The organism is Rhodoluna sp., assembly GCF_024639375.1.
Taxonomy (GTDB): domain Bacteria; phylum Actinomycetota; class Actinomycetes; order Actinomycetales; family Microbacteriaceae; genus Rhodoluna.
On sequence record NZ_JAHEIM010000006.1, the window covers coordinates 34,009 to 53,012 of the forward strand.

The 19,004-nt window shown below is 51.3% G+C and carries 18 protein-coding genes; 4 read left to right on the forward strand and 14 right to left on the reverse strand.

The window, feature by feature from the left end; all coding sequences use genetic code 11:
- Positions 1 to 30 precede the first annotated feature (30 nt).
- From Q0L28_RS03105 to Q0L28_RS03140, 8 genes are all read right to left on the reverse strand, one after another.
- Positions 31 to 807 (reverse strand): TIM barrel protein, encoded by a 777-nt coding sequence (locus tag Q0L28_RS03105; RefSeq protein WP_296631449.1) that lies wholly within the window; start codon positions 805 to 807, stop codon positions 31 to 33.
- Complete coding sequence (gene iolD / locus Q0L28_RS03110) at positions 807 to 2,732, reverse strand: 3D-(3,5/4)-trihydroxycyclohexane-1,2-dione acylhydrolase (decyclizing) (protein ID WP_296631453.1); 1,926 nt, start codon at positions 2,730 to 2,732, stop codon at positions 807 to 809. Before iolD ends, Q0L28_RS03105 begins: the two co-directional genes overlap by 1 nt.
- 24 nt (positions 2,733 to 2,756) lie before the next feature.
- Positions 2,757 to 3,650 carry a 5-deoxy-glucuronate isomerase gene (gene iolB / locus Q0L28_RS03115; RefSeq protein ID WP_296631456.1) on the reverse strand — a complete coding sequence of 298 codons (894 nt, stop codon included), beginning with the start codon at positions 3,648 to 3,650 and terminating at the stop codon, positions 2,757 to 2,759.
- A 19-nt stretch (positions 3,651 to 3,669) separates the two neighbouring features.
- Complete coding sequence (locus Q0L28_RS03120) at positions 3,670 to 5,166, reverse strand: CoA-acylating methylmalonate-semialdehyde dehydrogenase (RefSeq protein WP_296631459.1); 1,497 nt, start codon at positions 5,164 to 5,166, stop codon at positions 3,670 to 3,672.
- Positions 5,167 to 5,183: 17 nt separating this feature from the next.
- Complete coding sequence (locus tag Q0L28_RS03125; RefSeq protein WP_296631462.1) at positions 5,184 to 6,059, reverse strand: deoxyribose-phosphate aldolase; 876 nt, start codon at positions 6,057 to 6,059, stop codon at positions 5,184 to 5,186.
- Entirely contained in the window at positions 6,059 to 7,015 is a 957-nt protein-coding gene (gene iolC / locus Q0L28_RS03130) for a 5-dehydro-2-deoxygluconokinase (RefSeq protein ID WP_296631464.1), read from the reverse strand. Before iolC ends, Q0L28_RS03125 begins: the two co-directional genes overlap by 1 nt.
- Before the next feature lie 121 nt (positions 7,016 to 7,136).
- Positions 7,137 to 7,580 (reverse strand): flavodoxin domain-containing protein, encoded by a 444-nt coding sequence (locus Q0L28_RS03135; RefSeq protein ID WP_296631467.1) that lies wholly within the window; start codon positions 7,578 to 7,580, stop codon positions 7,137 to 7,139.
- A 2-nt stretch (positions 7,581 to 7,582) separates the two neighbouring features.
- Positions 7,583 to 8,701, reverse strand: a complete 1,119-nt coding sequence (locus tag Q0L28_RS03140) for an FAD-dependent oxidoreductase (RefSeq protein WP_296631471.1) — start codon at positions 8,699 to 8,701, stop codon at positions 7,583 to 7,585.
- 94 nt (positions 8,702 to 8,795) lie between these two features.
- On the opposite strand from Q0L28_RS03140, the gene Q0L28_RS03145 reads away from it, so the two are divergent.
- Positions 8,796 to 10,187 (forward strand): cytochrome P450, encoded by a 1,392-nt coding sequence (locus Q0L28_RS03145; protein WP_296631474.1) that lies wholly within the window; start codon positions 8,796 to 8,798, stop codon positions 10,185 to 10,187.
- Between the two features lie 47 nt (positions 10,188 to 10,234).
- On the opposite strand, the gene Q0L28_RS03150 is transcribed toward Q0L28_RS03145, so the two are convergent.
- The 4 genes from Q0L28_RS03150 to Q0L28_RS03165 all read right to left on the reverse strand — a co-directional run bounded on the left by Q0L28_RS03150 (position 10,235) and on the right by Q0L28_RS03165 (position 12,830).
- On the reverse strand, positions 10,235 to 10,966 hold the full coding sequence (locus tag Q0L28_RS03150; RefSeq protein WP_296631478.1) for a creatininase family protein: 732 nt from the start codon (positions 10,964 to 10,966) through the stop codon (positions 10,235 to 10,237).
- Between the two features lie 10 nt (positions 10,967 to 10,976).
- Positions 10,977 to 11,969, reverse strand: coding sequence for an aldo/keto reductase (locus tag Q0L28_RS03155; RefSeq protein ID WP_296631479.1), 993 nt, complete (start codon positions 11,967 to 11,969; stop codon positions 10,977 to 10,979).
- A 97-nt stretch (positions 11,970 to 12,066) separates the two neighbouring features.
- A complete protein-coding gene (locus Q0L28_RS03160; protein ID WP_296631482.1) occupies positions 12,067 to 12,264 on the reverse strand; it encodes a DUF6186 family protein in 198 nt (65 codons plus the stop codon).
- Positions 12,264 to 12,830, reverse strand: a complete 567-nt coding sequence (locus Q0L28_RS03165) for a hypothetical protein (protein ID WP_296631485.1) — start codon at positions 12,828 to 12,830, stop codon at positions 12,264 to 12,266. Before Q0L28_RS03165 ends, Q0L28_RS03160 begins: the two co-directional genes overlap by 1 nt.
- 110 nt (positions 12,831 to 12,940) lie before the next feature.
- Between Q0L28_RS03165 and cysK the strand changes: the two genes are divergently transcribed.
- Positions 12,941 to 13,873: a cysteine synthase A gene (gene cysK, locus Q0L28_RS03170; protein ID WP_296631488.1), complete on the forward strand. Its 933-nt coding sequence runs from the start codon at positions 12,941 to 12,943 to the stop codon at positions 13,871 to 13,873.
- A 12-nt stretch (positions 13,874 to 13,885) separates the two neighbouring features.
- A complete protein-coding gene (gene cysE, locus Q0L28_RS03175; RefSeq protein WP_296631492.1) occupies positions 13,886 to 14,392 on the forward strand; it encodes a serine O-acetyltransferase in 507 nt (168 codons plus the stop codon).
- 179 nt (positions 14,393 to 14,571) lie between these two features.
- On the opposite strand, the gene Q0L28_RS03180 is transcribed toward cysE, so the two are convergent.
- A complete protein-coding gene (locus tag Q0L28_RS03180) occupies positions 14,572 to 15,024 on the reverse strand; it encodes a DUF1761 domain-containing protein (RefSeq protein ID WP_296631495.1) in 453 nt (150 codons plus the stop codon).
- Positions 15,025 to 15,108: 84 nt separating this feature from the next.
- Between Q0L28_RS03180 and Q0L28_RS03185 the strand changes: the two genes are divergently transcribed.
- Positions 15,109 to 16,953, forward strand: a complete 1,845-nt coding sequence (locus tag Q0L28_RS03185; protein WP_296631505.1) for an ABC transporter ATP-binding protein — start codon at positions 15,109 to 15,111, stop codon at positions 16,951 to 16,953.
- A gap of 47 nt (positions 16,954 to 17,000) precedes the next feature.
- Here the strand turns inward: Q0L28_RS03185 and Q0L28_RS03190 are convergent, their stop codons facing one another.
- Complete coding sequence (locus Q0L28_RS03190; protein ID WP_296631499.1) at positions 17,001 to 18,950, reverse strand: 5'-nucleotidase C-terminal domain-containing protein; 1,950 nt, start codon at positions 18,948 to 18,950, stop codon at positions 17,001 to 17,003.
- Positions 18,951 to 19,004: the final 54 nt, after the last annotated feature.

Consider the following 19,004-nt stretch of genomic DNA (forward strand, 5'->3'; position numbering starts at 1 on the left):
CTTACTCCCTTGTAATTATTGAATCAAATGTTAAACAGTAAATGCGTTGCGGAATTCGGTGAGGGCCTCGTGTGAGTTGCCAGTGGCAAATGCTTCCATTGCAACAACACCTCGGTAGTTCAGGTGCTTCAATTCTTTAGCGATGCGTGGGTAGAAAATTTCACCGCTTCCAGGTTGCGCGCGACCAGGCACGTCTGCAACCTGAATCTCGCCAATCCAGTCAAAACACTTTGCAACTAACTCGGTTAGATTTCCCTCGCCAATCTGCGCGTGATACAGGTCAAGATTTAGCCGAAGGTTTGGGTGGTCTACTCGCTGCACTAATTCAAGGGTGTCTGCAGCCTTAGCGAATGGTACGCCTGGGTGATCAACCGCATTATTTAGATTCTCAAGCGTGAAAACGCGATTGTGCTTTGCAGCCAAGTCAGCCATGCGAGTCAGCGTGTCAACTGCCTTAACCCAGTCGGCATCTATAACTGAATAGGTTGGCTTCACTGGCAAACCGCCTTCACCCAAACCTGTGCCGTGCAGGTTGAGCCGAGGTGAGTCAATTACTTTGGCTTGCTCTAGCGAAAGTGCCGCGGTTTCTAGCAAACGGCTTGCGCCATCCTCGGTGATTAGGTCGCCCTCAAGGTAACCAGTCATAGATGAGAAAGTTGCGCCGGTTGCCGCTAATGCAGGCAAGTCTTTATTTGACCAGTCCCAGATTTCAACCAAAAAACCGGCGGCAGAAATCTCTTTCACACGGTCGACGAATGGCAGGTCCTGAAAAATCATTTCGGCACAGGCCGCGAGATTGTATGTCATTAGTGCTTGCGCTCCACTGCTCCGCGGCCCAAAAGTGCCTTCTGTTTCTTCTGCGCCTCGACATAGCCAACATAGGCCTGCTTGGTTGAGTCGAGTTCAGAAACAGGCATCACCGGTACGTCCCACCAACCTTCGCCGTCTGGCGCATAAATCAACGGGTCATTGTTGATGTGAATTAGCACTGGGCCACCAACGTACTCCTTTGCCTGCTTCATCGCAGCCTTTAAATCTGAAATTGAATTTGGCCCAGGCTCAACACGAATCACCTTCACGCCATAGCTTTCAGCATTGGCAGCGAGGTCGATTGGCAGAATATCGCCGGTTTCGTGGTTGTTGCCTGCCTCATCGCGGTAGCGATATTTAGTGCCATAACGCTGAGAACCAACATCTTCGGATAGGTGGCCGATAGAAGCGTAGCCGTGGTTTTGAATCAAAACAGTGATGAACTTTAGGCGTTCGGCAACTGCGGTGACTAATTCGGAGTGCATCATCAAGTAAGAACCATCACCAACCATCACAATGGCGTCGCGAGTTTTATCTGCACGAGCAACACCAAGTCCAGCAGCGATTTCGTAGCCCATGCATGAGAATGCATATTCAACGTGGTAGCCGAGGTCGTCGCGCACTCGCCACAACTTGTGCAAGTCGCCAGGCAAAGAGCCGGCAGCACAAATTACCACGTCGCGAGCATCTGAAGACTGCTGAACTGCTCCGATGATTTCTGGTTGACCCGGAAGTTCGCGGCGCTGGTCTTCAAATGAAGCGTCAACTGCCTCGTCCCAAATTTTCTTTTCATTTGTGTACTTGGCAACGAAGTCGCTTGCAACGGTGTAGCCCAAGAGTTCTTCGGTTAGTTCAACCAATGATTCGCGAGCATCGGCAACAACTGGCAATGCCGAGCCGTGCTTGAATGCATCGAATGAAGCAATGTTGATGTTGATGAACTTCACATTTGGATTCTGGAATGCAGTGCGGCTCGCGGTTGTGAAGTCACTGTAGCGAGTGCCGATACCGATAATCACATCAGCCTCAGCAGCGATGCGGTTTGCTGAGGTTGTGCCAGTGGCTCCAATAGCACCTAGGTTTTGTGGGTGGTCCCATACCAATGAACCAACGCCAGCCTGTGACATTCCAACTGGAATTCCAGTAGCTTCAACAAAATTACGAAGCTCAGCATTTGCGTCAGAGTAAATGACACCGCCACCGGCAACAATCATCGGGTTCTTGGCGTTTCGAATTACCTTGGCAACAGCATCGATGATTCCACGGTCTGGGCGAGGTCGGCGCACGTGCCATTCGCGGTCAGCCAAAAATTCTTCTGGAACATCGATGTATTCAGCCTGAACGTCTTCTGGCAAGGCAATAGTGACCGCACCGGTCTCAACCGGGTCGGTAAGAACGCGCATTGCACCAAGCAGTGCAGAGAATATTTGCTCTGGTCGAGTCACTCGATCAAAGAATCGTGACAACGGCTTGAAAGCATCGTTCACGGTCATGCTTGAATCGTGCGGCTGTTCCAACTGCTGCAACACAGGGTCGGCAACACGGTTAGCAAAAGTGTCTGATGGCAACAGCAATACTGGCAAACGGTTGGTGGTTGCAACCGCAGCTGCGGTCAAAAGGTTTGCAGCACCCGGGCCAACCGAGGCAGCACAGGCATAGGTTGAACGTCGTCGCGTCATGCGCGAGAAAGCAATAGACGCGTGGCCCATAGCCTGCTCATTGCGAGCCTGGTGATAAGGCATCCGCTGCGGGTCAGCAACTGAAAGCTGCTTTAGCGCTTGACCGATGCCGGCAACGTTGCCGTGGCCAAAAATGCCATAAAAGCCCTCAATTGTGCGCACTCGGATGTCGCCATCGACGGTGTACTGGTGTGCCAGGAATTCAACGATTGCCTGGCTTACTGACATTCTGCGAGTAGCCATGGTTTTACTTTCTTTGCAGTTTGGTTATGCGGTGTAAGGAAGTCTTGGGTCTGGATCTTTGTGGCGCCAGGTTTCGCGAATCCACGCGTAGTTCGGATCATCGGTGATATTCCAGGTGCGCTCTGGGTCAGGCCCAGCCATAACATTTAAGAAATAGAGGTCGGCACCAGGAGTTGCCATTACCGGCCCGTGCCAACCATAAGGAATCAATCCGACGTCACCGCTTCGCACTTCTTCGGTGATATCTATTGGGCGATCATCCGAAGCGTATGCGCGCAAGAAACCGGTTGGGTCGCTGTTGACCGGGTTGCCTAGACCACGCGAGACCGCTGTTTCGAAGTAGTAAATTTCTTCGAGGTTTGATTCAACCCCTGGGATAAATGTGTCGTGTTTGTGTGGTGGCATACCAGACCAGTTGCCCGATGGCACGATCACTTCAACCACAATGAAACGGTCAGCGTCTAGCGCTTCTGCCCCACCGATGTCGTAGACCTGTCGAGTTTCGTGACCAGCGCCGCGCACCACAACCGGGCAGTCTTCGGCAGCTTGAAAGCGAACCGGTTTCTTGTTCTTAGCTGGAGCTTCCGAAATGATTACACGTCCGGTGCCTTCGATTTTGATTTCGGTGGCTACTGGCAAATAGATGTTGTCGGCTGGGCCGTGAAAAACCGATTCGCGCCCGCGCAGCTGTGCACTGGCAAAGTGATCTTCGCCCTCAAGGCGATAATCAACCTTGAACCCTTCACCCTCAAGCGGAGTGATTAGGCGTTCAACGCCATCCGCCGGAATATGAAGGTGTTGACCGACATGCAAGGTTCCAACGCGCACCCCAGTGTGTTGCCACCCTGGAATTGAAGCATCAACAAGAACGTCCCAATTGTCTTGGGCCAATTCTCCTGCGCGAAAGAACCACTGCATCGTCATTTGTTTCTTGGTACTAGTTCTGTGGGAAGCCCAGGTTGATTCCACCGTGGCTTGGGTCTAGCCAACGAGAAGTCATGGTCTTCTCGCGAGTGAAGAACTTTACGCCTTCAACACCGTGAGCCTTGGTGTCACCGAACGCTGACTCCTTCCAACCACCGAATGAGAAGTAAGCCACTGGAACTGGGATAGGAACGTTGATGCCAACCATGCCAACTTCGATTTCGTTCTGGAAGCGACGTGCGGCTCCACCATCATTTGTAAAGATTGCAGTTCCGTTTCCGTAGGCACCGTTGTTGATCAGAGCAACACCTTCGTCGTAGCTCTTCACGCGAACGACGTTTAGCACAGGGCCAAAGATCTCGTCGATGTAAGCCTTTGAAGTTAGTGGAACGTTGTCGATCAGGGTTGGGCCAAGCCAGAAACCATCAGCTGCGCCGTCGAACTCCTGCTTACGACCATCAACGATGATGCGGCCGCCGTCTTTCTCTGCGATTTCAATGTAGCCAGCAACCTTGTCGCGGTGCTCCTTGGTAACCAATGGGCCCATGTCGCAGTTGCGACGGCCGTCACCGGTGACCAACTTGCCCATGCGCTCTACGATTTTTGCAATCAGGTCATCAGCCACTGGCTCAACAGCAACAGCAACTGAGATTGCCATGCAACGCTCACCGGCAGAACCGAAGCCTGCGTTGATCATTGAGTCGGCAACTAGGTCTAGGTCAGCGTCTGGCAAGATCAACGCGTGGTTCTTCGCGCCACCAAGTGCCTGAACGCGCTTGCCGTGCTTTGAACCTTCTTCGTAGATGTACTTGGCAACAGGTGTTGAACCTACGAAAGAGATTGCCTTGATGCGCTCGTCTTCAAGCATTGACTGTACGGTCTTACGGTTACCGTTTAGCACGTTGAATACGCCGTCAGGAAGACCAGCTTCCTTCCAGAGACGAGCCATCCAAAGAGTTGCACTTGGCACCTTTTCAGAAGGCTTGATAACAACTGTGTTGCCGGCGGCAATAGCGATTGGGTAGAACCACATTGGAACCATCGCCGGGAAGTTGAACGGAGCAATTACGCCAACTACACCTAGTGCCTGGCGAATTGAGTAAACGTCAACACCGGTTGACGCATTTTCGCTGAACATGCCCTTTAGAAGGTGAGGCATGCCACAAGCAAACTCAACAACTTCTTGACCGCGAGTAACTTCGCCAAGTGCGTCGGCAAGAACCTTGCCGTGCTCTTCGGTGATTAGTTCGGCACACTCGTGCTTGCGCTCGTTGACAAGTTCACGGAACTTGAAAAGGATGGCCTGCTTGCGAGCCTGTGACATGTCCCGCCACTTTGGGAACGCTGCCTGTGCGCTTGCAAAAGCTGCTTCAATTTCCTCGTCGCCGGCTACGTTAACCTGCTTGGTGGCAATACCAAGAGCCGGGTCGGTAACCAATGCAACGTGGTCGGGCTTGCCTGGTACCTCTTGACCGTTAATCCAGTGCGGAACTACAGGTAGGTTGCTCATTTAATTTCCTTTTCTTGTTAACCGTGTACTAGTTTTACGGCGGTGTCGATTGCGACGGCGACGTTGCCGTCTTGTGGGTAAAGAAGACTGCGACCTACAACTAGGCCTCGAACTCCTGGCAACTCAAGGGCGCGTCCCCATGAGTCATAGATTTCCTTTGGATCACCAACTGGGTCACCGCCGAGTAGCAACGTTGGCAACGTGGTTGATTCCATCACGCGTGCCATGTTTTCTACAACTGGCAACTTCATCCAGGTGTAAGCAGATGAATTGCCAAGTGCGCTTGCGATGCTTATTGAGTCAATCACTGCATCGGTTGAAAGGTCGTTGCGAATCTTGCCGTTGACCCATTCGCTCATGAACGGCTCAAGCATGATTGGCAACTTTGCGGCTGCAGCTTGGCTAACCGCGTTGTGTGAATACTCAAGCATGTTTGAAGTGCCGGCATCACCGAGGTTTACACGGTTTAGCATCTTGGCAAAGTCAAGACCGTCACGCACGATTCCGTTGATGTCATAGCCAGTGATGCGGTCGTCCATTTCGAAGGATGCACCGCGAAGACCACCGCGGTTTAGTGAACCAACCACGAGCTTGCCCTCAAGGCAACCAAGCAAAGCTAGATCGTCGATGATGTCTGGGGTGCCAAGCACGCCGTCTACGCCGGGGCGAGACAACGCGGTAGCCAAACGCTCGATCAAGTCGTAGCGGTTTTCCATAGCGCGTGCGTTGTCGCGCACTGAAAGTGCATTGCGAGCTGGGTGATCGGCGGCAATGATGAATAAACGTCCATCGCCCTGAACCACATTTCGACGGCTACGCGCTGAATAAATCTCAGCAAGTTTTTCTGGGTGAGCAGCGCGGTCTTCGCGAAGCTTTGCAAAATCCAAAGTCATTACTTCATTCCCTTCAGGATATCTTCAACCTCTTCGAAGGTTGGCATTGCAGTAGAACATTCCAAACGGCTGGCAACAATCGCACCTGCAACGTTTGCAAAACGCAAGATGCGCTCTAGTTCCCAACCTTGCAACAAGCCGTAGCAGAATGCGCCTCCAAAGCTGTCGCCGGCGCCGAGGCCATTTACAACATCAACAAAATAAGGAGGAACTTCAACGGTCTGTTCGCGAGTCTTAGCAAGCACTCCCTTAGGACCCTGCTTCACAACTGCAATTTCAAGACCGCGCTCAAGCAGCGCATCGGCGGCACGCATTGGTTCGGTTTCACCAACAGCAACCTGGCACTCTTCTTTATTGCCAATTGCAATAGTCACCTTTGAAAGCGCCTTAGCCACCTGCTCGCTTGCTAGCTCTGGCGTTGACCAGAACATCGGGCGGTAGTCAAGGTCCAGAATGGTGTGTTCCTTGCGGCCGCGAGCATCCCAAGCAACGTGGTGTGCTGTGCGAGACGGCTCTTGGCTTAGGCCAGTCACGGTTGACCAATAAATCTTTGCCTGAGAAATTGCATCGAGGTCAAGTTCGTTTTGGTTGATGACCAGATCTGGAGCCTTTGGTTCGCGGTAGAAGTAAAGCGGAAAGTCATCCGGTGGAAAAATCTCACAGAAGACAACCGGAGTCGGCAGACCTTCAACTCCAGAAACGAATTCGTCGCTAACACCGAGACGCACTAGCTCTTCGTGTATGTACTTGCCGAATGGGTCATTGCCTGTGCGAGTGATTACCGCTGACTTCAAGCCGTATTTAGCAGCCGCAACCGCAACGTTGGTTGCACTTCCGCCAAGAAACTTGCCAAAGCTGGTGACGTCTTCAAGACCAACGCCAATTTGCTGAGGATAAATGTCAACGCCGACGCGGCCAATGGTGATTACGTCGAATGGTTTGCTTCGCTCGGTCATACTCCGCTGTACAACTTTCTAAATCGGTGGCTTGAACTACTTTGTCCTAACATACTAACATTTGTGCCCTCGCGGGGACAAATCTCAGAAAAAGCCTAAATCCGATTCCAAACCGTTATTTTCAGTGGCTAGCTAGCAACTCCTGCGACCAAGCCACTGCTGACGCATTAGGCAATGTGCCGGTGTCGGCATCGTGGCGACCATAGTCGCCAACCCGCTTTGCGCCCAGATCTCGCAGCTTTTCGTCGATGCGCTCACTGCCCTTGCTGTAGTTCTCATAGCTGCTGTCGCCTAGGCCAAAAATACCAAATTCAACCCCAGATAGGTCTGGAGTATCAGCTTCAAGGGCCCCATAAAATGGCACTGCCCCACTAGGAAGATCGCCCTCACCGTGTGTCGAGCAAATGATGATGTAGAAGTTATCCGAAGTAAAGTCGGCTATATCAAAGTCAGTCATGTCGACAACCTCGGAATCGCGACCGTCAATCTCTGCAGCGATGTCTTCGGCGGCGAATTCTGCGTTGCCTGACTCAGTACCAAAAAGGATCACTACTTTTTTGCTCATGGTTAAACAGTTACTTTCTCTAGTTGGTTGTTTTCAAAATCTTCGATGATCGCTTCGCTCACCATTTTTGCATCGGCACGGTTTGCAGGTATTGTGCCTCGGGGTCCGCGCCGTAGCCACCCCACGCAGTAAAGACCCTGAGCAAGTCGCCCAGTCTCAAGGTCAGTTATCTCACTGATGTGTGCGTCACGCTTAACCGCTGCTGCTTCTGCCTCGGTGAAGCCAATCGCGGTGTAAATTGCGTCGGCTGGCAAAGCTTTTCGCTCCCCCGTGTGCTTGGCGGTAAATATCGCCTCGGATACGTGCTGCTCGCCATTTATTTCAGAAGGCACCCACCCAAAGTGAAAATTGACGACTCGACCCGCCGTGACTGGCGAGTTATCTACCAACGTATTAATGGCGTCAATGCGCTTTTGAGTTTCAGGGTCGCCCTCTTCGCCCAGAATTGGTGCATCTGATGTGAATCGCACATCTGCAATCTTGCCCAACTCTTTCACCATGGCAACATCAAACTTTGCGTCGGAAATTTCAGACCGGCCAACAACATCAATTTGCTTCAACATGCTGTGAGCAATCAAATCAGCCACTTCGCGATCAACGCCCACACCAGCAAGTTCCTCAGGATGAGTCAGACTCAAACGAATCAAGTCCATCGCAACATTTCCCTGGCCTACAATCACTACTCGCTCTCCCAATTGAATACCTTCGAGTGATTCGTCGGGGTGACCATTTATCAGGCGGGTGATTCGACCTGAACCATAAACCCCATTTTTCTCTTCCCCAGGAATTCCAAGTTGGCGATCTGCGCTTAAGCCGGTAGCCAAGACCACAACATCAAATTCAGCGCGCAGCTCTTCAAGGCTTTTATCTTTTCCTACTTCAATACTGCCCACGAACTTCACGCCGTCTCGTTCAAAAAGGCGATCGAATTGTTGGGTCACCGCTTTTGTGCCTGCGTGATCTGGAGCAACACCGAATCGAACCAAACCGTAAGGCATGGGCAATCGATCAAAGATCGTGATTTGGGCGTCGGGGAACCGCTTGCGCAGGAACTGGGCTGTGTAGCAGCCAGAAGGGCCGCTACCAACAATTGCAACAGTGGGAACTTGGTTTTGCCCCATCGAACTTGCTCCTTTGCAAACTTGCTCAGTTTCTTGACAAGATACTAGCACGTGCTAGTGTTTCTTACACAAGTTCTGAAAGCGAGTATTTGCAATGAAGCAAAATGAAGATTCGACCCAACCTCAGGTTTGCCCTTACTCAGGCGCCGTGCTTCCGAGCTCGGCGAATACGCCACAAACCGAGGCAAAGCCAATTGTGATGCGCATGGATGCCGACACCGAGGAGACCACTGTAAAGGCGCCGATAGTTGAGCCGCCAGAAGGTTCAAATATTTTCTACGATCCACTTTCGTACGCAATTTACGACCACCCTTATGACGTATACAAGCAACTACGCGACAAGGCCCCGGTTTACTTCAGCCCACGCCTAGGCGTCTATGTGCTCTCGCGCTATGAGGACGTAATGGCTGCCTTTAAGAACCACGAGCACATGGTGAGCAAGTTTGGCAATGACATCGATGGCACCCACGATTCATACGGCAAGGGCAACCTAGTTGCTCAGGATCCTCCTCGCCACACCGCTTTGCGCCAAGCCGTTCGTCGCGTGTTTGCTTTGCGTGAAATTCTGGCTAAAGAAGATGGAATGCGACTTGTTGCTAAAGAGCTTCTGAATGACATGAAAAAGAATGGCGGCGGTGACTTTGCCACCGAATTTGCTTTGCCTTTAGCATTTGCCACAACAACCCGACTAATTGGCTTGCCTGGCTCAAAAGAAGACATTAACTGGTTAGTCGACCACCTAAGCCGCTCAATGGTGCGCACCGTCGGTGAGCTGGGTGTTCCTGAAGACGCTTCGACTTCAAACTTTGAAGCTGAAGAGTACATTCACTCTGTGGTTCAAAAGCGTATGGATGAGTTGGCTGCTGGCGCTGACGCAAACGTCTCAGACGTGATCACGCAGGTGCTTGCCTCGGTAGAAAAAGGCAAGGTTGACGATGACGAAGTAGTTGGCCTCGCCCACTTGATCTACTCTGCATCAACAGATGCACCTTCAGCACTGCTAACAAACTGCGTGGCAGTCCTCGACAAATTTCCGCACCTTCAGGTATTCCTTCGAGAGAACCCATCGATGATTACCAACTTCATCGAAGAAGTACTTCGTTATGACACTCCTGGTCAAAACGTTTCGCGCCAAACAACCGCTGAACTAGTTTTTCAGGGCGTTACGATTCCTGCAAACTCTCGAGTCATGCTGCTTCAGGGCTCGGCCAACCGCGACGAACGCGTATTCGAAAATCCGGATGAGTTTGATCTAACCCGAGACTTTTCAAAGCAAACCAAGTTGGCATCTTTCGGCGATGGAATTCACGCTTGTATGGGTGCACCGCTTGCGCGTTTGATGGCTCGTCTGGCAGTTGAAGTAATTCTTGAACAATCTGATGAGATTCGCATCGTAGGGTTCCCAGAGCGTTGGGTGAAACAACTAGTGCGTGGATTCTCGAAGCTACCAATCAAATTTGTTGCCGGCGGAACCAACTTCGCATAGTTGCGACGTAGAAAAACCCCGAGTCTTTGACCCGGGGTTTTTCTTTTTTAGCTAATTTCTGAAATCTTGGCGATTATCTTGTCGCTGATTTTCAGCACCAAACCATTAGCGTCTTCTGGGCGATAGTTTCTTGGGTCTGGCCCAAAGACACCCCAAAGCACATGTTGCGGATCATGTCGGTGCAGACCGTAGGGGTCACCGTCTGGGTCATCTGCGGGGTGATCTTCCAGGTTTGGCAAAGCGCTGATATCTATGGTTTCAGGCTGGAATCTAGATAAAACAGTAGTTTCAAAAAAGCCGGCATGGTCGGGGCTTGGTGCATCATCCAAAGGCATGTTGATTGCTAACGGCAGCACCTTTAGTTGGCTTGCGCCCTGGTTCCAATCTGCTGCAATTGAATCGATCATCTCTAGTTGTTCTGGCGCAAAGTGTCCGCTGAACAAGACGGCAATCTTCACTTCAAAATCGTTGAGTCGCTTCAAGGTGTTCATCAAAATTGAACGTATTTCAGCTTCGCCATCCATCATGATGGTCCACGGATAGGTTTTGTGCCCCCCTCCGGTTCCAACATATAGCGGAGGAAGCACAACGCCACCGAACCGAGACGCAGTGAGGCATGTGATGCCGTGTGCGTTCAACGTGTCAAGGCCAATTGGAAGATGCTCTTGGTGAAACTCAGTTGCACCAATTGGAATATAGACAACAGATTTTTTGGCAAGGGCCTCACGAATTTGACCCGGGCGCAGAACTTCTGCCTGCACATTTCTAAATTCAGTCATTCGAAACTCCTTAGGCCGGGCTATTGATTTTGTAGTAGTTGCGTGGCCAGTTGAACTCCGCAATTTTTTCGATTAGTTCGGCCGGAAATTCCTGACCATCCGAGTAATCAACGTTGCGGTCTACGCTTCTTGAATTGCTCATGCCTGGAATGGTGGTGGATACCTTTGGCGAGCTAAGCGAATAGCGCATTGCGGCTTCACCAAGTGATGAATAGTAAGGCTCAACAATTTTTTTGAGCTGCTCTACTCGCTCAAATACTTTTGCAAATCGATCGCCACCAAATAGTTCTGCAGGCACTGAGCCAGGCAACCAGGTATTTGGCGTATCTTGAGTCCACAAACCTGAGAGTGCCCCGGAATCGAGTGGCACTCTTGCAATTGCTGCAGTGCCGGTTTGCCCACATACATCGAACAAACCTTCTGTTGCAGGTCGTTGTTCAAACATATTGAAAATCACCTGCACCGATGAAACCAGGTTTAACTTTGCTGGATCAATACCTTCGTTCGGTCTGTAGTCACGAAGTGAAACACCAATTTGGTCAATTTTTCCTTCGAGACGAAGGTCGTTCAAAGTCTCTAACCAATCAAGCGAGTGCACCAGATCAGGGGCCCAGCAGTGAAGTTGCAAAAGATCTAGACGTTCAACACCTAGGCGCTGAAGCGCCGAATCAACACCCTGACGCAAATACCAACTCGGGTAACGACCGCGCATTTCAGGATTGTCGTCATCAGCATCTGGCCACTGCACAGGTTGAATCTTGGTGGCAACATAAATCTTGTTGCCAGTCCACTCTTTCAGAGAGCGACCCACCACCGATTCGCTTCGGCCACGCCCGTAGAGTTCGGCGGTGTCAACAAAGTTGATTCCCTTTTCATAGGCGTGCAAGAGAGTTTTGACGGAATCGTCGTCATTGACTTCACCCCATGTGCCGCCAAGCTGCCAACCACCGAAAGCAATTTCGCTGACTTTCCAGCCAGTCTGCCCAAAATCTCTGTATTCCACGATGAATAATCCTTTGCTCGCAACATTGAGAGAAAACTTTGGATTATCCTAGCACGTGCCAGTAAACCTGACTAGAACGGATCGCTGAGCACGGTCCCTATTTATCGGTGAAGAAGTGCCAGCCCAGCCACCACCAGACCACCATTAGGGCCAGGCGGGTATTGCGGTGGTGCATGATGCGGTCGATTAGTCGACCAAAAGGTGCAATCACATCTGGGCGAATGCGACCGAGTAACCAAATGACAACCCCAATGAGGATCACAGCGACATACTCAATGACTGGAATCGGAGGCATTAGCGACGACCTCGAGTGATTCTGAGTAAGCCAACGCCAATCAGCATCCAAACGGTCAAAAAGATTGCGCGACCCCAGTTCGACTCTAAATAAGGGTGTATCAAGATCGAAACCGTCGGATAAGTGGTGTCATCTTTATATACGTTGGCAAAAATGTAGGCAAAAAGCTCCGAAACAGCCATAAATAGGGCCAGAGTGACCCAGATCCACTTGGTGCGGTTCATCACCTTGGTAGCCGAAGGCTTTGGCCCGTGGTCACGGTAATAGACCATGACCAAAGCCACGGGAGCCAATACAAAGAAGAGCACGAAGTCTTGCCAGCCGGCTCGCTCAGAGAAAAACAGCACCGAAGCGCTAACCGCAATCACCGCGGCGATCACCCAAGGGCTTACTTTCGGTCGCTCTGGCATGTGCCAAGGAATCAGCTTTTTCCAGTCGGCAATCAAAAGGGCCGTACCGGTGCCAAAAATGATGGCATCAACGGTGCTGCCGCGCATGGTGTGAAACATGGTTACAAAGGCAAAGACCGGCAACCACGGATTTATCCCCAGCAATAGTCTCTTCACATTTCACAGGCTAGCCGATGGCCGTAACACTCAGAAACACGTTCAATCGAGTGTTTGTGGCTGGCTATATTTGCAACAGATGTAATCAACCCTCAAAACAAGGAAGTCTCATGGCGATTTACGACAACATCACCCAGGTAGTAGGAAACACTCCCCTGGTGCGCATTAACCGAATCATCGACAGCAAGGCTGAGGTTTTGGCCAAGCTTGAGTTCTACAACCCAAGTGCAACCGTTAAAGACCGCATCGGCATCGCCATGGTTGACGCAGCTGAGAAGTCAGGCGAACTAAAGCCTGGTGGCACCATCGTTGAGGCAACCTCAGGCAACACCGGCATTGCGCTTGCAATGGTTGGTGCAGCTCGTGGCTACCGAGTAGTTTTGACCATGCCAGATTCAATGAGCCGTGAGCGTCGCACCTTGCTTCGTGCATATGGTGCAGAGCTAGTGCTAACGCCAGCTGCCGAAGGTATGCGCGGTGCAGTTGCAAAGGCCGAAGAAATCGGCGCAACTCAGGGTGCTGTTTTGGTTCGTCAGTTTGCTAACCCAGCGAACCCAGAGATTCACCGCCACACAACTGCACAGGAAATCTGGAACGACACCAACGGTGAAGTTGCAGCTCTCGTTGCTGGTATCGGTACTGGTGGAACCATCACCGGTGTTGGGCAAGTTCTAAAAGAGAAGAACCCAGACATCAAGGTTTTCGCAATCGAGCCAGAAGCGTCACCGATTCTTAACGGTGGATCACCTGCTGGTCACCCAATTCAGGGAATCGGCCCAAACTTCGTTCCAGACATTCTTGACACGCACGTTTATGACGAGGTTCTTGACGCGCCTACCGAAGAAGCAATCAAGTGGGCTCGTCGTGCGGGTGCAGAAGAAGGCATCCTTGCCGGTATTTCATCTGGTGCGGCGCTTTGGGGCGCAAACCAGATTGCACAGCGCCCAGAATTTGCTGGCAAGAAGATCGTTGTGATCATTCCTTCATTCGGTGAGCGTTACCTTTCAACCGTGCTTTACAAGGACCTTGCAGACCTCGACTAAACTAAAGGGACTTTGATAAGACCCGGTGAAGACTTCAAGGCTGGCGTAGAACGCGACCCAGCCACCCGTTCGGCGTTCGAACTGTTTTTGACTTCACCGGGTCTTCACGCACTCTGGTCACATCAGGTGGCCCACATGCTTTGGGGTTGGGGTTGGCGCATTCCCGCCCGCATCCACGCTTTCTGGACTCGCTTCTGGACCGGCATTGAAATTCACCCAGGCGCACAAATTGGCCGCCGCGTAGTTATCGACCACGGAATGGGCGTTGTAATTGGCGAAACCGCAATCATCGGCGACGACGTGATGCTGTACCACGGTGTCACCCTTGGGGCCAGCGAAATCACCGACGGCAAACGCCACCCAACCATCGGCAACGGCGTGATTATTGGCGCCACCGCGGTTGTTCTGGGCCCAATCACCATCGGCGACAACGCCAAAATTGGCGCCAATGCAGTAGTCACTAAGGATGTGCCTGCCGGTGCCGTAGTAATTGGCCCAAGAGGCGAAGTTCGCTCATAGCGAGCCCACTTGATTTCACAGAATCAAAGCGCATACTGATAACGACGAACGAATAGTTCGCCTCCATAAACAAGGAGACTCCATGTCAGACGGATGCTGCGGCGGTAGCTGCAACTGCAAGAAGTAATTCAATAAAAACCCCGACCGTGGTCGGGGTTTTTTTATTTAAGTTCTTTGGTTTAGAACCAGGCTCCCAGGATGATTCCGGCCACGGTAACTGCCAAGACGTCTTGACCCACTTCAATCAACCACACCTTGATTGATCGGTATACCTTGTGGTCGGCCTGGCCAAACATGCGGTGCGAAAGTGAACCAAAGGCTCCAAGTCCAACGCTGAAAGCAAATCCAATTACGGCTCCGGTGCTCCAGTCAACGGTGATTGATGCTGCACGCGCCAACTCGATGATGATGGCTAATGTAGCTACCTGCACTAGTGCAGCAACATAGGTGCCGCCAAACATAAGCGCGGTTTCGCCACCACTCATTTCAATGCGTTCGGTTGGCACTTCTCGCCCTTGCGCCTTTATCCAAGTTGGGTAAAAGGTCTTTGGCCCAAACCAGATTGCACCAATCGCGAATGAAGAAAGTGACGCTACGAAAACTGCAAGCCAGTTGATGTTTGAAATATCCATGCCAAAAGACTACTCAACCTAAACCTCGAAGAATCCGCATTTGACTAGCCAAGTTGGCCAGGGTTTTAGACTCAAACAATGAGCATGCATGGTGGCGGACCAATGGGAAGATTCTCGACTGACCCAGAACAGATTCGAGCACGCAATGCTTCAGCTCCAAAAATTGAGAACCTTCTGAAGCGTATCTTCCAACTCTTTGCTCCATATAAGCGGCCCCTCATTGGCACAGCAGTTTTAGTTTTCCTTTCTGCGGCACTATCGGTGATTCCACCGCTCTTGATTCAGGGAGCTTTTAATAACGCGCTGTTCCCCTCTTCGGGAACGCCGGAACTAAACCTTCTGATGGTTTTCGTGTTGAGCATGATTGGTATTTGGCTGTTGGCTGCTGTGCTCGGCGTCTGGCAAACCTACCTAACCTCAAATGTGGGAAACAAGGTGATGGGCTCCTTGCGCGTTCGAATGTTTGCCCACCTGCAAGCCATGGAATTGGCATTTTTCACCAAGACCAAAACTGGAGCGATTCAATCTCGACTGCAAAATGACGTTGGCGGAGTGGCCGGAGTGCTCAGCAACACAATGAGCAGCATCCTGGGAAGCACCGTGACCGTGTTGGCTTCCTTTGTGGCCATGCTGCTGCTGAGCTGGCAATTGACACTCGTAGCAGTAGTGATGTTGCCGCTGATGGTTCTGCTGCAGCGCAAAGTTGGCCAGGTGCGAGCCAAGATCGCAAGCAAAACTCAAGAGTCCCTGAGCGAGATGTCGTCAATCACCCAGGAATCTTTGGGTGTAAGTGGAATCCTGCTGGCTAAGAGCTTCGGCCGCCAAGCAAGCGAGATTTCTCGCTATGAGACCGAAAACAAAAACCAAATTGGTTTGCAGGTGCGACAGACCATGAGCGGTCAAACATTTTTTGCTTTGGTGCAGGTGTTCATGTCATCTATTCCAGCAATCATTTATCTCTGCGCTGGATACCTAATTCTCAACGTTGAACCAATCACGGTTGGAACGGTGGTTGCTTTCACCACTGCCCAGGCTCGTCTGCTATTTCCAATGATGAACCTGATGCAAATCTCTTTGGATCTGCAAACCTCTCAGGCGCTATTCGCACGTATCTTTGAGTATTTTGACTTGAAACCTTCAATTACAAATAAAAAAGAAACCAAAGCAATAAACCAAGCTTTACTCGGCACGCTTGAATTTGAGAATGTGACTTTCGCTTACCCTGAAACCGAAGGCGCCACGGAGCCAACTCTCAAAAACGTGAGCTTCAAAGTTGAAGTGGGGCAATATGTAGCAATTGTCGGAGCCTCTGGTTCTGGCAAAACCACAATCAGTTATCTAATCCCCCGCTTTTATGACGTGACTGGCGGGGTCGTGAAATTTACCGGTACCGATGTTCGAGAACTCAATCAAGAAGAGTTGATTCAAAAAATTGGAATCGTGAATCAAGAGACATACCTGTTTTATGACACCATTCGCGAAAACCTCGCCTATGCCAAGCCCTCGGCCTCTCAGGCTGAAATTGAGAATGCAGCCAAAGCAGCAAACATCCACGATGTGATTATGAGCTTTCCCAAGGGATACGAAACCATGGTGGGTGAGCGCGGTTATCGACTAAGTGGTGGCGAGAAACAAAGAATTGCTATTGCGCGAGTGCTTCTGAAAGACCCGCCAGTAATTATTTTGGATGAAGCAACAAGTGCCATGGACACCAATTCGGAACGCATCGTGCAAGCTACTCTCGATGCTGCGACTGCCAATCGAACCACCATCGCAATTGCTCACCGTTTGTCAACCGTGGCCAATGCCGACATCATTTTGGTTCTGGATAAAGGTGAAATCGTTGAGCGCGGAACGCACCCAGAATTACTTGCCGCCAACGGCGCTTATGCGCGCTTGGTGAAATCTCAAAACACTTTCGCGGAGTAACAAAAGTGGCCACCTCGAAGGGTGGCCACTTTGCGACTTGGTCCTGATTACTTGATTACGGTGATGCGTCCGTCGGTTGCCATCACTGTGGTCTTGCCAGCAGCGAGATCCTTCTTCAGTGCGTCAGCGAAAACGTCAACAAGTAGGTCACGAACAGAAACCTTGCTTGGGTCAAACTGGGTGTAGCCGTCGCCACCGTAAACCATGTAGTCAACGGTTGCCACTGAGTAAACCTTTGAGTCCTTGGCAATTGCAGTGCCGTCGGTCTTGGTCACCGCAGTGATGCGAGAGCCAGCAGCCTTAGTGGTGTCAACGGTGAACTTGATGCCGCTCACCTGTGGCCAGCGACCAGCTGATGGGTACTGAGAAACACCGTTCTCAAGAGCCGCCCAGATTCCCTCTCCAGTTAGAGAAGCGATGCTCACCGAGTTACCGAATGGGAACACTGCATAGGCGTCACCAAGAGTCACGTCGTAAGGGCCAGTTGAACCAGTAGCCGGGCGACGCAGGCTTGTGTCGGCTGGCTTGTAGGTTGCCGCTGGGAAGGTGTCGCGAATTCCGCCACCGTTTAGAAGCACAAGGTCAGTGTTGTACTTGGCGCGCACTGCATCCGCAGCATATGAACCAAGTGCAGCTTCGCTCGAACGCTCAACAGCAGGTGTACCACCGCGAGGTGCGATTGCTGACATAACGCCGATCTTCACGTCGTACTTAGCAGTGATCTGCGACTTGTACTTGGTCGCGATAGCATCTGCTGTCGCGTCAGCGTTGTAAGTCGCAGGCACGTCGGCCTTGTTGATGTAGTCGATTGATGAACCAAGCACGCGGTTCTTTGCAGTGTCAACACAGATCTGAGTGCGAGTGTACTGAACACCTGCGTTCTTAACTTCTGCAGTCAATCGACCGTTGATCACTGATGTGAACTGCTGGTGCGAGTGGCCACCGAAGACCACTGCAGCACCTGACAGCGCCTTTGCATCTTCAACCAAGCCACCAAGTGCCTTGCCAGCCAAGCTCTGAGTCCAACCTTCGTGGTCCAAAGCAATAACTAGGTCAGCGCCAGCCTTCTTAGCTGCCTGAATTGCAGCAACGGTTGAGCCAGTGCCTGCCTGAATCTTGATTGACTTGCCAGTTGCGTAGTCAAGGTTGCCTGGGAAAGTAGTGTCTACGGTCTCAGGTGTGTTCATACCAACAACACCGATCTTCACTCCACCACGGTTGATGATGGTGAACTTGCTTGCAAACTTTGTTGCGCTTGCCTTTAGCGGGCTAACGGTGTCGTAGTTGCTAACTACCCACTTGAAGTCAGAGGCAGCGATAACCGACTTGAGGTGAGTCAGGTTCTTGTCGTGCTCGTGGTTACCAAACGTAGAAGCGTCAAACTTCATTGCGTTCATTTCTTCGATGGTTGGCATTTCGTCGAATGCGCTTGAGATAACCGGTGCAGCACCAATGTTGTCACCAGAAGAAAGTGTCACGGTTGCCGCAACGTTCTTGCGTTCTTCAGCAAAAGCTGTCGCCAAGATTGGTGCGCCAATGTTGCTTGAAGTAGTTTCGATTGCACCGTGGAAGTCGCTTAGTTGAAGCACCTGAACAGACTTGATGGTGCTGCGTGCAATGGTCTTTGGGGTGATTGCTTCATCCCAAGTGCCGGCTGGCGATAGGCCATAAGCATTTGACGCAAGAACAGAGATGTAAAGGTCGTTCTTATTTAGCGCCGGGATAACCGCGCTGTGAGCACTTGCCGGAACGATAACTGGGCATGAGCCAACGCCACCGGTGATTACGTAGTTAGTTACCTTTGGCTCAGCAGTAGCTGCCTTCCAAGTAACTTTTACTCCGCCTTGAACGACGGTGGCTGAGGTTACCTCGGGTGCAGTAGGCACCGCATAGGTGGTCTCGGCTGAAGCGGGAGCTGCAAAAGATGCAGCGGCAATGGCAACCGCAGCAGCGGCTCCAAGCAGAGTGCGCGAAAGTGTTTTTGAAATGTTCAACATGTTGCCAAAGTAGGGCCGTGCTGTGAACCGAATAAGAATGCAAGGTTAACGTTG